Below are 13453 nucleotides of genomic sequence, written 5' to 3'. Positions count from 1 at the left end.
GGTTAAAATGTAAAAAAGTCTCAATTACGGCTATACGGCCGTCTTGCACGATTTTAATAAGCTGCCGGTAAATCTATTCCACAGGAGGGCGCCTATGTCCTATCAGTTTACTGAGTTAAAAGAAGAGCTGCGAATCGGAAAAATCGTCAGCCTTCATTATTTTGAATATATGAGTGATTTCACATTTCCCGGAGAATCCCATAACTTCTGGGAATTTATGTATGTGGATAAAGGAGAGCTCCAGGTGACGGCAGACCGTGAGAAATTCATCCTCCGCCAGGGACAGATTATCTTTCACAGGCCCAATGAATTCCACGCCCTGGCCGCCAACAATGTCATCGCACCAAACCTGGTGGTCATCTCTTTTGAAGCGGGAGAGCCGTGTATGGCATTCTTTGAGCACAAAATCCTGACGGTTGGGGAAAGCGAACGCAACCTCCTGTCCCAGATTATTTCGGAGGCCCGCGACACCTTCGACGGCCCAATGGACGACCCTTATATGGAGGTGCTGAGCCGCCGGGAGAACATCCCCTTCGGAGCTGAACAGATGATTAAAATCCATCTGGAACAGTTTTTAATTCAGCTGTTCCGCAATTTTTCCGGCGCCTTCTCTTATAATGAAGAAAAGCCTTCACCAACCCTCTATAATCCCGGCCGAACCCCCGCCCTCTCGGACGGAAACGAATTGTTTGCCAGCATTATCGATTACCTGGACCGTCATATCGGCCAGCAGCTCAACGTGGAAAAAATATGCCGTGACAATCTGATCGGTGTGTCGCAGCTAAAAAAGCTCTTCCGCACCTACCAGAAAAGCGGCGTGATGGAATGTTTTAACCAGATGAAAATAAACGCGGCCAAACAGATGATCCGTAACCAGCAAATGAACTTTACCCAAATTGCGGATGCTCTGGGGTATACCTCTGTACATTACTTTTCCAGACAGTTTAAGAAAATCACCGACATGACGCCGACGGAATACCGCGCGTCCATCATGCAGAGGGCAAAGAGACCGCAGAGAAAACACCTGTAACCGCTATGTTATTTGCCGCTTACCGCTGCCATCGGAAAAAGGGAGGCCCCGGCCTCCCTTTTCTGCACTTCTCTATCATTATCCGCAACATACTGCCTTTCGGGCAGTCACTATTTTTCTTTCTTCTTATGATCTAATTCATACATCTTCCTGGCCTGACTGAATAACAGCTCCTTGTCTCTATCCCTCAGAGCCATATAAAGCTGTGCCAGCTCCTGCGCTTTACTTTCGTCCTCTTCTTCCGAGGGTTCGATATCCGAAATACCCAGCAGATAGTCGGTTGTGACATTGAAATAGGCAGAAAGGCGTATTAAAGTCTCAACCGACATTGATAACTTATCATTCTCAATGCGGCTGACTGTCTGCTGTGATGTTCCTATTTCATCCGCCAGCAGTTCCTGTTTTAAATCGCGTTTTTTACGTAATTCCCTCAGTTTACTATCTGTTTTTAAAATAGCTTCCACTTTCGTCTTCTTGGTCATAGCACACCTCTGATATTATTATATCAGGCATGCTTTTTCGGTATCCTCTTGTTGTGAGTTTTTATATACCCATATTTTGGGTATTATCAGTTTATCACTAAATTGGCGTTTTCCCTCTCCGCAATCCTCGCTGTAAATGCCGGAAAATCCCTTTCCATCGGAAAAGGGATTTTCTTAAGCTTTATCAAATTTTCATATCAGCAGATTTTCCTCCCGCTCTACTATATTAATACAGTTTACTGAGCCCGATCTTTCTCTCCACGATATAGATCACGACTCCGGCCACAATGATGAAGAGTGTTGCAAAGGCCGAAATCAGTGGGGTGAACGACTCCGTTATATAGGAGTAGAGGCGCAGCGGGAAGGTCACTGTCTTTGCGCTCTTCATGAACATGATGATAACGCACTCATCAAAGGCCACCACGAACGAGAACACAGCGCCTCCGATAATACCCTGACGGATACAGGGAAGCGTCACCTTGAACAGCGTCCTAACCGGGGATGCCCCCAGCACGAGGGAAGCTTCCTCAAATCCCGTGTCGAGTCCTACCAGGTTGGCCGTAACTGTCCTGATGACATAAGGGATCTCGATAATCGCATAGGTCAGGCACAGTTTCCAGTAGTTTGTAAACATGTTGCCGAAAATGGCAAAATACTGTAAGAACGCCACGGCGCTGATGATGGTCGGAATGACAATGGGGGACAGAAACAGCGTTTCAAAAATCCCTTTTGTCTGGCTTCCCGATTTCCAGAACCAGAGACTGACCATCGTACCCAGTACACAGGCAATCACGACGCTGACACAGGCGATCCGGATGCTCAGAAGAAGCGAATTCATAAATTCTACATTAGCGAAAGCCTGCCCGAACCACTTGAGCGTAAAACCTCTCGGAGGGAAAATAACCCTGTTTGTATCGCTGAATGCCGTACAAATAACAACGCCGAGGGGACAGAGTAAAAACATGTACACAAATATTCTGAATAACTTTCCCGCTATTTTTGTAAGGTTCATCTTTATTCCCCCTCCCTGCGAAGCTCTTCCCTCAGAATTTTAGAGGAACGTCTCGCCCTTTTTTCACAGTAAACGTCGTAAAGCTTTCCCGAATTGGTGAGCGCCATGGAAACAATCAGGAAGATGACAGATATGGCCGCTGCAAAGCCCCAGTCATAAATATAGGTGGCCTGCTGGTAAATCAGGGTGGTCATCGTGACAATTTTTCCGCTTCCCAGCATAACCGGCACAACGAACGCAGCCGTGTTCAGGGCGAATACCAGCATAAAACCGGAAATAACGCCCTTGATGGTGAGCGGAAACGTAATCTTAAAAAAAGTCTCCCAGAATCCGGCTCCGCACACGTAGGAGGCCTCCTCCACACTCTGGTTCACGTTTCCGATCGGTCCTGTCAGTATCATAATCATATAAGGCAGGCCACAGTAGACCAGTCCCACCTCAACCGCAAAATACGTCCCGCATTCAATGATCGTCATCAGGCCGAACATCCTGACCGTAATTGACACCCATAGGGGCAGCATAACCATTGCGGTGATAACGCTTTTCACTTTTCCCTGCATTCTGCTGAGATGATAGGAAATCGGATATCCCAGGATGACGCAGATGATTGCCGAGAGAAAACTCAGCCCCACGGTTTTCCCCAAAATTCCCCAATAATACCCGTCTTTCAGAAATTTATGATAGTTCGTCAGGGTAAAATCTCCGAGCGGCTTATTCACCCCGTTAAACTGGAACACGCTCAGATAGAACATCTTGATCAGCGGAGCAACGAAGAAAAATGTCAGGAAAGCCAGGGGAATAATCAGGTACCATTTATTCACATAGGACCATGTGTCTTTTTCTTTATCCAAGGAAATCCCTCCTCCTTTTATTTCTGTATCTTAAGTACGCCGCCAAAGGGCAGGGTGTCTGCCCCGCCCCGGCGGCGTACCGGCACTATTATTTGAATTCCTTATTCCATCTCTCGATCAGGGCTGCTTTTACCGGTTCCAGTGTCTCGGAATCCATATAAAGCAGTTTGGAAACCTGCTCCTGACCGTACGGCATGAATGCCTGAAGTTCTTCATCGATTACGGTTTTACCGTTGGACGGCGCATAGTAGTTGTTCTCCGCATATGCCTTCTGTCCTTCCGGGGAGATCAGTTCATTGACAAACAGATAAGCCAGTTCTTTCTTGGTGGAACCCTTGCTGATGGCTGCCAGGGAGGTCATGGCAATGGAACCTTCCTCAGGCTGGCAGAATCCGATATCGATCCCTTCTTTCATCAGGCCGATGGCGCGTCCGTTCGTCTCTACCGACATCACGATGTCGCCTTTGGTCAGCATGCTCTCAATATCAGAGTGCTGGCTGGCGTAAACACCGATGTTGGGTTTCAGGGAAGACATTTTTTCAAAAAGATTGTCCCAGTTTTCTTCGTCTGCCACGGTGTAGCCCTGGATTCGGGAAATTGCCTCCGCAAATTCCAGTCCGCCGCCCATGCTGTAATCGATAACGCCGATTTTTCCGCCCTTGTATGCATCATCCCAGAGATCCAGCCAGCTTGTCGGCTCTTTCTCCACAAGATCCTTGCGGTAAATAATGCCGTATGTACCCCAGTTTGTTACAACCGCCGTATCATACATATGGGCTTCATCATATAAATCCGGTGCATTCGACATTTTGCTGAAATCCAGTGTCTCAAGCACGTCCATATTGGTTCCCTGCACTACCTCGCTGCAGTCTACGTGAAGCACGTCGATGGAAGCCGCGTCGCCTTCCGTAGCAAGCTGGGAAAGCGGGGCCGCGCCGCTCACTACTTCAACTTTTGCCCCTGTCTTCTCCTCAAAGGCAGGAATAATATGGTTCCTGAGCGTTTCCTCATAGGTTCCGCCCCAGACCTGAACTACCAGTGTCTCGCCGGTATAATCTTTTGCCTCCGCAGATGCTGCTTCCGTGTCTGCTGTCTCCACGGCCGGAGCCTCCGTATCAGGTGCTTTTGTGGTGCTTTCCGCTGTGCCGGATGAACTGCATGCCGTCATCGTGCATACCATTAACAGTGCCATTGCCGATTTGATTGTTTTTTTCATTTGTACCTCTCCTCTCATTTTTATCTTTCAACCAGGACCAGACTGTTTTCTTCGAGTTCCAGATAAACCGTATCCCCCTCGACCGCTTTCCCTTCGTCCTTGGTGTGAAGATCCACTTCAAAGTCATTGTTTCCTGCCATTTCAACCACATACCGGAGCGTGGAACCCAGATAAATTTTGGCTTTTACCTTCCCCGAAAGCACATTTTTCTTATCCGGTTTTTCCTCATGGAGCTGCACGTTTTCCGGCCTTATAATCAGGACGGCGGCATCCCCGCCTGTCACCTTCTTCCCTGTATCGGCCCTGGCCCACAGTTCTTCCCCGCTTGTGAGCTTTACTGCAATTCTGTCCTCCGTCACCGCCGTCACATTACCCTCCACAATATTGGCATGACCCACAAAACCGGCGATAAACCGTGTGGCCGGGCGTGTATAAAGGCAGCTTGGCTCTGTAATCTGTTCAATCCTTCCTTTATTCATTACTGCAATCCTGTCGGAGATGGTCAGCGCTTCCTCCTGATCATGGGTGACATAGATCGCCGTGACATTCATTTTCTTTAACAGGTTTCTGATTTCTACCCTTGTCTTCTCTCTCAGCTTTGCATCCAGGTTACTTAACGGTTCGTCAAAAAGCATGACCTTCGGTTCCACAATCATGGCTCTGGCCAGCGAAACCCTCTGCTGCTGGCCGCCTGAAAGTTCCTTGGGAAGCCGGTTCTCCACGCCCTCGAGCTGGACTAAATCCATCATCTCCCTGGCCTTGTCCATCAGCACCTTCTTGTCTTTAATCTTTCTGGTCTTCAGTCCGTATACAATATTCTCATATACACTGAGGTGCGGAAACAGCGCATAATTCTGAAACACCATGGAAATGTCTCTCTTATGTGGCGGTATTCCGTTCATATCCTGCCCCTGAATGCGGATTGTTCCCCTGGTCGGCTCGATCAGGCCTGCGATCATTCTCAGCGTTGTCGTCTTGCCGCAGCCGCTGGCGCCCAAGAAAGAAACGATTTCTCCCTTTTTAATCTGCAGGCTGACACTGTCCACTGCCAGAAACTCTTTATACTGTTTTGCTACGTCGATTAATTCCAGTTGATAGTCCATTTTTTCACCCTCCAGCATACTTATGTTTACTGTGACTGTACCTCCTCAAGTCTGCAGGCCAGATTCCCGAAAATTTCTCCCAGGGCATACGCTCCCGCATCGGGATAGCCGAGGCTGCGTTCTCCCACCGTTCCGGCGCGCCCCATTCTGGCTACAATCGCTTTGGTGCTTTCGGCCCCCGCCTTTGCCGCTTCGGCTGCCTGCCTGAAAATTTCCAGCAGGGGAGTCCTCGCCGACGCCAGGCGGGTCCATTCATCCGCACAGGGAACAAGCGCATCAATCAGTGTCTTGTCTCCCGGTACGGCTCCCCTTCCAAAGGACCGTTCTCCCGTCGCCTGAATCCCCTGCACCGCCCGGCCTAACATCACGGCCATGTCTTCCGCCCCGAGGGTTTCCTTCCCCTCCGCGGACTTGGCCGCCGCCCTGAATGCCGATCCCCAGATCGGCCCCGAGGCGCCTCCGCAGTGCTCCATGATAATCAGAGAGCAGGCATTCAGGAAAGAAGCAATATCCCCGGATGATTCGATCACTTCTCCCCACTCCTTCCTAAGCTGTTTAAAGCCCTTCGCCACGCTCATTCCGAAATCCCCGTCGCCTGCATATGAGTCCAGTTCACAGAAGGGAATCTCATTTTGTATGATGTATCCCCCTATACAATCTATCATAAAAATTATATTGTGTAGAGTGATTTTTTCGTCCCTGATTTTGCCCTCTCCCCTGTATTTTGCCGATATTTCAGCACTATTTTCCGCGTTTTCCCCGGCCTTTTTCTCGCCTTCCAATTCCTGGAAGTCCGTCGTTCCAGGCACATGGTCTAACTTGAGGGCAGGAGCGCTGCACGGTGCGAATAGATATTTTTTCAGTTCTTCATCCAGCTTTAAAATGGAAATCGACGCCCCCATCATATCAATGCTGGTCATATAGTTGCCCACCAGGGAAAATCTTGTCCTGAGCTTTCTTTTCGCCAGCGCTTTTCTGAGCGAGCGGTTGAGGATGTATAACTCCTGGGCCGGCGTTCCCCCGAGGCCGTTCACCAATACTGCTATTTCATCCTCAGCGTCTTCTTCTAACCCGAGCGCTTCCAGAAGCTGTGACGCCATTCTCTCGGCCACCGTATCGGCATCCGTCTGTTTTTCCCTTTTAATACCCGGTTCGCCGTGGATTCCCACGCCGTATTCCATCTCATCCTCACCAATCTCAAAGGTGGGAGTTCCCTTGGCCGGTACGGTACAGGATGTGAGGGCAAATCCAATGGATTTTACCGAGGCAGCCGTCTTCTCTGCGACGGCCTTCACCTCCTCCAGGCTGCATCCCGCCTCGGCTGCCGCGCCTGCGATTTTATGTACAAAAACCGTTCCGGCCACTCCGCGGCGCCCTACGGTATAAAGGCTGTCCTGAACCGCGATATCGTCGTCCACTTTGATATAATCAACCTGGATTCCGTCCTCCCGGGCCATGTAAGCGGCATTTTTGAAATTCATCATATCTCCGCTGTAGTTTTTGATAATCAGGAGGGTTCCTTTCCGGCTCTTCGTCTCCCTGATTGTCTGGTAGATCTGAATCTGGGAGGGTGAGGCAAAAACATCTCCGCAGACAGCCGCATCCAGCATTCCGTCCCCGACAAATCCGGCATGCGCCGGTTCATGCCCGCTGCCGCCGCCGCTGATCAGAGTCACTTTGTCCTGATTCAGATTTTTTTTCGTGATAAATTTGTACTTCTGCGAAAATTCCAGTTCCGGATGTGCCAGCGCCATCCCCTGGCACATCTCCGTCACTACCTGGTCCGGTCGGTTGATAATCTTCTTCATTTGTTTCCTCCAATCCTTTTGTTTGAGCTGATTCTGGTTGAACCGGTTGCTCCTGTCGGCCTCTCATGTCGATCCGCCTTCGTTTTATCTGTTATCCGCGGAACTATTGTTAAAATTTTATTCTTATTACTTTTTTTCTTTTATTTGCTTGATTTTTATATGTTTTTCTATTGAATTATCTATAAATGTATGGTATATTATTTCAACATATTAAGCAATTGAATATTTATTATGGATCACATAACAAACTTGAATGGAGGTCGGCACGAATGAGCATTCTGAAATACAATGCCTTTTTAAAGGCAGTTGAGTACGGCAGTCTCACAAAAGCTGCGGAGGCGCTTGTCTATACCCAGCCCGGAATCAGCCATATGATTTCCTCCCTGGAGAAGGAGATGGGATTCCCGCTCCTGGTCCGCGGCAAGGAGGGCGTATTTCCCACCGAAAATGCCGAACCTCTGATCTATTACATGCAGCGGATTGTGTCGGCCGAGGATACGCTGAAGGAGATTTCCTGTAAGATACGTGGCATTGAGATAGGTTCCCTGAAGGTAGGGGCATTTTACAGCACTTCGGTAAAATGGGTGCCGCCGATTGTTTCCCGTTTCTCCTCCCTCCATCCGGGCGTCAAGCTGCAGGTCTTTGAGGGAAACCACTTCGAACTCGAGGAGTGGCTGACAAACGGCACCATCGACATCGGCCTCATGTCCGTGCCCGTGCCGGAGAACTACGATTTTATCCCTCTGTATAAGGATTCCATTATGGCCGTGCTCCCCACCGGACACCCTCTGGCCCGGTGTGAGAAAGTGGATCCGGCGGAGCTGGTGAATTATCCCTTTATCATCCCGCATGACGGAGGCGACGAGGACGTGTGGCAGGTCATGAATGCGGAAAATCTCACCCCGGAAATTAAATACAGGATCAAGGGAGACATGGCTACCATTTCGATGATAGGACAAAATCTGGGTGTATCCCTGATTCCCGGGCTGGCTCTGCCGTTCCAATTTCACAACATCGTCACCAGACCTTTGATTCGGGATCACAGCCGTGTGCTGGGGCTGGCAATCCGCTCCATCAAACATGCCTCTCCGGCCGCCGAGGAATTTATATCCATTACAAAAGAATATTTGAAAACAGAAGGAATGTTGACCGGCCAGTGAGAATACGGCCCTGCCAGCAATGAAAAAGGAGTTTCTGCCGCTGTGGGGCAAAAACTCCTTTTAACTTTATTCTTTGTTACTTATGTTTCATATTAAAGATACTGTGTAAAATCCTGCTTTGCAAAACCGTTGTATACTCCCCATGGAATAATCAGGTCAACCCACATGTGGTGACGGTTGAAATATTTCAGGGCGGCATTACTCAGCTGGATGAACTCCTCCAGCGTCTCCACGCTGTCGATTGCTTCCAGGTACATAAATAATAGTTCACTGGCCATAGGAACTCCGGTAAACACAAAAAATTTTGCCTTGTAATCGAGGATGCGTTTTGCAAAGTGAACCAGTGTGCGCAGATCCACATCCCCTTCCTTTGCCGTCTCAATCATATAAAAAAGCACTTCATCGCACAGGGTCCTGAGCTCTGAATCGGCGTACATCATCGTTGTAACATACTGGCCGTATACATTTGTATCGCCCGGTACCTTACCATTACTCAGATCATAAACATCCTGCGGCATATTCTCCCAGATTGCAAGACGTCTCTCTTCAAATTTGTCTATCGCTGCTTTCCAGTTCATTACGTGCACCTCCTTATTCTATTTCACCGACAATTGTCATCATACTGCCCTGTTTTAACCAGTTCTTGATTCCAACTACCTGCATTGCTTCCATACCCTCTACAATACGGCCGATACGGCTGATAGGCAGCGGCTCGTCAGTTCCCACTCCATACAGGAAACAGAGCTGGTTTCTTGGAGGATAATATGCCAGATCAAATGTCTCCAAATCTCCGCCTCTGCACTGGTTCTCAAATCCACAGGCATAAGGGAGCGTGCCGAAGAATAACTGCCCGTTCAATTTCGCGTGCTGGATGATCGCCCTCTGTCCCGGATTGTTCAAAATCATGTTGCAGATTACCGGAGCGTCGTCAACATAAAGCTCCGCAACAAGCCTGACATCGTCAATCATAATTTCCACTTTTTTGTTTGCCATGATAATCTTCTTCCTTTCCTCTTTGAAATTAATAGTTTTTGCCCTGTGCTTCGTGTCGCAGAAACTATTTATGAGTTCATCATAGGCTTGTTTTATGTATTACGCAACTGAATAATAGTTATGGGTTGCATTCAAAAATAGAATGTGGCGTTGAAAAAGGAGGACGCTGACGTGAGGATGGCGGGCGGAGTTGGGGTGGCTGCTTCTTCAGTCCCGGGATGAGATTCGCGTTCGGGGACTCCGGGGGACGGTATTCCTACGGGGACCCGCTCCCGCTTGTGGAGTGCGCAGCGCCTGCTAAACTCGTGAAAAACCTCGTTAAGCAGCTGCGGACTCCTATGTCCCCTACGGAATACCGTCCCCCTGCTTCCCCTCTGTTTTTGGATCGGCGGGACTGAAGACCGGATGGGATCGAGGCCGCCCGCCATCCTCACGTCGGCTGATTTTTCTGGGACTTTTTTTGAATGGGGAGGGGAGGGGGCGGGAACACTTTGGGGTTGATGGAGAGATAGAACTGTATTAGTGGATGGATGTGTGGTAGAGTTGGGATATAGAATGTTGGGATGATAAGAGGGGGATGTTTGTTTTGTTTCGGAATTATGTTATGGATACGCGGTATGGGAAAGATTATTCCCGGTTGAGGAGGTTTTTTCTTGATAATGGCAGGGCCGGTTTTTCGTTTGGGCGGTGGGACTGGATGATTTCACATGCTTATCTGGATGTGGAGGGACTGCCGCGGATTGGTATATGGGAAAATGACGGGAGAATTGTTGGGGTTGTTTTGTATGATACGGTGCTGGATGGGTGCTGTTTCTTTTCTTTGAAGGGTGGTTTTGACAATCTTTATGAGGAGATGATTGAATATGCAGAAACGCATCTGGCGGGATCGGATGGGGTGATGCTTGCTGTCCGGGATGAGGACGGAAGGTTTCAGGATGCTGCTTTAAGGATGGGGTATCGGCCGACTCAGTATAAGGACTGTACCTCTGTTTTTGAGATGGAGAAAAACCGGCTTGAATTTGAATTGCCTAAAGGATTTGTCATTACCAGTATGAGAGATACGTTTGATCCTTATCGGTATGGAAGGATTCTCTGGAACGGGTTTAACCACGAGTTGGACGGGGACGGCCCCTATCTGCCCTCGCAGGATGATTTGGATGGGTTCCGAAGGGAATTTGAACGCCCTAATGTAAATCTTGACTTGAAAGTCGCGATTGTGGCACCGGATGGAAATTTCGCCGCTTATTGCGGTATTTGGCAGGATAATGCCTCGACGGATGTATTGGTGGAACCGGTCGCTACGGATCCTGCCTACCGGAAAATGGGGCTCGGCCGGGCGGCTGTTCTCGAAGCCATCCGCCGCTGCGCCGCACTCGGCGCTAAACACGCATATGTTGGCTCCTCGCAGCAGTTTTATTACAATATCGGCTTCAAGCCCTTCACCGCTTCAACTTTCTGGGCAAAAAAACAATAACCCGCATGAAATCTGCATGGGTGACACAATTCTTAATCCGGGCGGCTGTCCGGGACGGTGGTGTCGACACTCTTCGCGTCTTCACCACCACGTCCCCGAACATCCCATACGTGTCCTTTTTCACCGACTAAATCTCAACCCATATCATTTCCATCGGCTTCATATCCAGACCGCATTTTAAAGTTCCATGGGTATAAAGCTCCGTCTTCTGAGCTTCCTTCGAGTTGTTGATTACGGCAACACGGCCGGCTTTCTCGAATGCGGCAACCTCGGTTTCGACGTTGGTGACATAGTATTTCTTCATCTCTTCTTCCCTGTGGGCGGCAAAGTAGATGGCGCGGAGAAGGATTCTGCAGTTCTGCGGTGAATAAGGCAGTCCTGTGAAGTACACGCTGCGGCCCTGGCCGTACTGGTTTACGATCAGTCTGCTGTACTCTCCGTCTTTATCCAGGATCTGATATCCCTCGCCCTGGGCATAAATACGGCTCTTGCCCTCTCCGAAATCAATGTCTCCGCTGATATCCTCCAGAATAAAGTGTTCTTTATAATTCTCTGCAAGTTCATTGTATTTATCTGTACTCATGGAGAATCCCATCTCTCGGTCGGCTCCCAGCACATCGCTGAGCTGGAAATACCGTCCCTGGTGCTGGTATGCGGTCGGCTCACCTACTCCGATAAATCCGCCTCCCTGATCCACGAAACGGCGGATGGCGGTAACTACTTTCTCGTCCACCCAGTTTTCCGCCCCGCTCCAGGCCGTATAGGCGTCTCCGGCATTGATAATTACTTTGATGTCCGGATCAATTCCGTTGCGTACATCGTCGAAGTTAATGAATTCCACATCGACCGGCATTCCGCTCAGGCATTCAATGACGCCCACATAAGAATAAATCTCGCGGTGCCAGATTGCATGATGGACCTGGTTGCACATCCATCTTCTCAGCTCTCCCCAGCAGTTTAAGATTGCCACCTTAAACGGGGCCACGTAGGAACTGGTTCCCTCCATCGCCTCCTGGATCTGGCGGAATTCCCCTACTACTTTCTCAATCTGCCCGATAAAACCGGGCCATTCCGATGCCAGTTTCAGATAGCCTCCGTAACCGATACGATCCAGAGGGGAACGCAGAGTCGCCCTTCTGGCCTTCATCCAGTTATCCTGCGCCTCACCGATTGGATCTCCGCCCTCGGTGAAAACATCCGGGAAGAAATACGGTAAAAGACGTCCCTCCGTATAATTTACCCCCTTGATATCGGAAATCATACGCATCGTCACGCCGTCCCCGACGGAACCAACCACGGCATCCAGCCCGATATTGTCAAAATACTTGCCGAACGGTTCCGTTCCAATCCAGTGATCCCCCAGAAACATCATAGCCTCCTTGCCGTAGGCATGGACAATATCCACCAGATCCTTAGCCAGCCTGCTGACCTCAATCTGCTGGAATTCAATGAAGTCCCTGAATTCTCTGGACGGTACACGGAACGTGGAATTAAAATATCCCTGATCTACAATATATTCCGGGCGGAACCGGTAGCCTGCCCAGTGTTCAAACTGTTCCAGGATATAGGGGCTGACGCTGGCGCTGTAGCCAAACCATTCCACATATTTTTCCCGTTTCTGATCGTCAAAAGTCAGGGTAAACTGATGGAAGAAGGTGGTAAATCTCACGACATCCACATCCGGGTTCTCTTCACACCAGCGTCTCAGCTTCTCTTTGACATAAGCCTGTGTCTTGGGCTGGCGCACATCAAAAGTCATCTGGTGTTCCGCGCCCTGCCAGTCATTAGTCAGATAATTGTACATATGGACCGGATCCCAGATCAGGAAAGCCAGAAAGCTGACCGTATACTGATGATAGGGGATACTTTTTATAATAACTTCCCCTGTAGCCTCATCGTAAAACCAGTTTTCAACCGGGATTACCTTGCCGGTCGTCCTGTCTACAACCTCCCACCAGCGCTTTGGATCGTCAATTGTATTGACCTTCAGCTGCTGTGTATGGAATCCCTTCATCAATTCAATAGAGAGCGTCCAGCTCTTAGCTGTCATGCGGTCTGTAATCAGATACTCTTGCTGAACCTCCTCGGGATTATTCCTGGCCCAGTCGTTGTCTTTTCTCGTTGTATAATAAGTAGCGTAAATCTTCGCTCCTGTTTTTAAAAGATCAGGAGGCATCTCTGTCCCGTCGCAGTCTCTAAGCGCATCTGCGTCAAGTCTTTCTTTTAACTTAAGTGTCTCATCCACCATGTCTACATCCGTCGGCAGGGTAAGTCTTCCTCTTACATTCATTATTAAGCGTCCTCCAAAATCTTTTGTACTGCGT

12 protein-coding genes are annotated in these 13453 nt (G+C 49.2%); 3 read left to right on the top strand and 9 right to left on the bottom strand.

The features are described 5' to 3' along the window. The first annotated feature begins 94 nt into the window (after nucleotides 1-94). Nucleotides 95-1030: an AraC family transcriptional regulator gene (locus tag EJL91_RS10910; RefSeq protein ID WP_125141958.1), complete on the top strand. Its 936-nt coding sequence runs from the start codon at nucleotides 95-97 to the stop codon at nucleotides 1028-1030. Between the two features lie 110 nt (nucleotides 1031-1140). Here EJL91_RS10910 and EJL91_RS10905 read toward each other — a convergent pair whose 3' ends face one another. From EJL91_RS10905 to dhaK, 6 genes are all read right to left on the bottom strand, one after another. Further along, the gene (locus EJL91_RS10905; protein ID WP_125141957.1) at nucleotides 1141-1512 is read right to left on the bottom strand and encodes a helix-turn-helix domain-containing protein; all 372 of its coding nucleotides are present in this window, start codon (nucleotides 1510-1512) and stop codon (nucleotides 1141-1143) included. Between the two features lie 226 nt (nucleotides 1513-1738). After that, on the bottom strand, nucleotides 1739-2524 hold the full coding sequence (locus tag EJL91_RS10900) for an ABC transporter permease (RefSeq protein ID WP_125141956.1): 786 nt from the start codon (nucleotides 2522-2524) through the stop codon (nucleotides 1739-1741). A 2-nt stretch (nucleotides 2525-2526) separates the two neighbouring features. After that, the gene (locus EJL91_RS10895) at nucleotides 2527-3375 is read right to left on the bottom strand and encodes an ABC transporter permease (protein ID WP_125141955.1); all 849 of its coding nucleotides are present in this window, start codon (nucleotides 3373-3375) and stop codon (nucleotides 2527-2529) included. 88 nt (nucleotides 3376-3463) lie between these two features. Continuing rightward, nucleotides 3464-4591 carry an ABC transporter substrate-binding protein gene (locus EJL91_RS10890; protein WP_125141954.1) on the bottom strand — a complete coding sequence of 376 codons (1128 nt, stop codon included), beginning with the start codon at nucleotides 4589-4591 and terminating at the stop codon, nucleotides 3464-3466. 20 nt (nucleotides 4592-4611) lie between these two features. Further along, the gene (locus EJL91_RS10885) at nucleotides 4612-5694 is read right to left on the bottom strand and encodes an ABC transporter ATP-binding protein (protein WP_125141953.1); all 1083 of its coding nucleotides are present in this window, start codon (nucleotides 5692-5694) and stop codon (nucleotides 4612-4614) included. A 26-nt stretch (nucleotides 5695-5720) separates the two neighbouring features. After that, a complete protein-coding gene (gene dhaK, locus EJL91_RS10880) occupies nucleotides 5721-7502 on the bottom strand; it encodes a dihydroxyacetone kinase subunit DhaK (protein WP_125141952.1) in 1782 nt (593 codons plus the stop codon). A 269-nt stretch (nucleotides 7503-7771) separates the two neighbouring features. Between dhaK and EJL91_RS10875 the strand changes: the two genes are divergently transcribed. Continuing rightward, a complete protein-coding gene (locus EJL91_RS10875; RefSeq protein WP_125141951.1) occupies nucleotides 7772-8662 on the top strand; it encodes a LysR family transcriptional regulator in 891 nt (296 codons plus the stop codon). Between the two features lie 92 nt (nucleotides 8663-8754). On the opposite strand, the gene EJL91_RS10870 is transcribed toward EJL91_RS10875, so the two are convergent. Both EJL91_RS10870 and EJL91_RS10865 read right to left on the bottom strand, forming a co-directional pair. Then, complete coding sequence (locus tag EJL91_RS10870) at nucleotides 8755-9240, bottom strand: cucumopine synthase-related protein (protein WP_125141950.1); 486 nt, start codon at nucleotides 9238-9240, stop codon at nucleotides 8755-8757. Between the two features lie 13 nt (nucleotides 9241-9253). Then, entirely contained in the window at nucleotides 9254-9655 is a 402-nt protein-coding gene (locus tag EJL91_RS10865) for a cyclophilin-like fold protein (protein ID WP_125141949.1), read from the bottom strand. 586 nt (nucleotides 9656-10241) lie between these two features. On the opposite strand from EJL91_RS10865, the gene EJL91_RS10860 reads away from it, so the two are divergent. Further along, nucleotides 10242-11129 carry a GNAT family N-acetyltransferase gene (locus EJL91_RS10860; RefSeq protein ID WP_164516810.1) on the top strand — a complete coding sequence of 296 codons (888 nt, stop codon included), beginning with the start codon at nucleotides 10242-10244 and terminating at the stop codon, nucleotides 11127-11129. Between the two features lie 127 nt (nucleotides 11130-11256). Here the strand turns inward: EJL91_RS10860 and gnpA are convergent, their stop codons facing one another. Continuing rightward, nucleotides 11257-13419 (bottom strand): 1,3-beta-galactosyl-N-acetylhexosamine phosphorylase, encoded by a 2163-nt coding sequence (gnpA, locus tag EJL91_RS10855; RefSeq protein ID WP_125141947.1) that lies wholly within the window; start codon nucleotides 13417-13419, stop codon nucleotides 11257-11259. Between the last annotated feature and the right edge of the window lie 34 nt (nucleotides 13420-13453).

Source organism: Clostridium transplantifaecale (assembly GCF_900626075.1).
In the GTDB taxonomy this organism is placed as follows: domain Bacteria; phylum Bacillota; class Clostridia; order Lachnospirales; family Lachnospiraceae; genus Otoolea; species Otoolea transplantifaecalis.
Note: the sequence above shows the minus strand (reverse complement) of the source record. Positions and strands in the feature narration are given on the sequence as shown.

Excerpts from the sequence above, each read along its gene's own strand:
- EJL91_RS10910 (WP_125141958.1), top strand. The coding sequence starts at position 95 with ATGTCCTATCAGTTTACTGAGTTAAAAGAAGAGCTGCGAATCGGAAAA.
- EJL91_RS10905 (WP_125141957.1), bottom strand. The coding sequence starts at position 1,512 with ATGACCAAGAAGACGAAAGTGGAAGCTATTTTAAAAACAGATAGTAAA.
- EJL91_RS10900 (WP_125141956.1), bottom strand. The coding sequence starts at position 2,524 with ATGAACCTTACAAAAATAGCGGGAAAGTTATTCAGAATATTTGTGTAC.
- EJL91_RS10890 (WP_125141954.1), bottom strand. The coding sequence starts at position 4,591 with ATGAAAAAAACAATCAAATCGGCAATGGCACTGTTAATGGTATGCACG.
- EJL91_RS10885 (WP_125141953.1), bottom strand. The coding sequence starts at position 5,694 with ATGGACTATCAACTGGAATTAATCGACGTAGCAAAACAGTATAAAGAG.
- dhaK (WP_125141952.1), bottom strand. The coding sequence starts at position 7,502 with ATGAAGAAGATTATCAACCGACCGGACCAGGTAGTGACGGAGATGTGC.
- EJL91_RS10875 (WP_125141951.1), top strand. The coding sequence starts at position 7,772 with ATGAGCATTCTGAAATACAATGCCTTTTTAAAGGCAGTTGAGTACGGC.
- EJL91_RS10870 (WP_125141950.1), bottom strand. The coding sequence starts at position 9,240 with ATGAACTGGAAAGCAGCGATAGACAAATTTGAAGAGAGACGTCTTGCA.
- EJL91_RS10865 (WP_125141949.1), bottom strand. The coding sequence starts at position 9,655 with ATGGCAAACAAAAAAGTGGAAATTATGATTGACGATGTCAGGCTTGTT.
- gnpA (WP_125141947.1), bottom strand. The coding sequence starts at position 13,419 with ATGAATGTAAGAGGAAGACTTACCCTGCCGACGGATGTAGACATGGTG.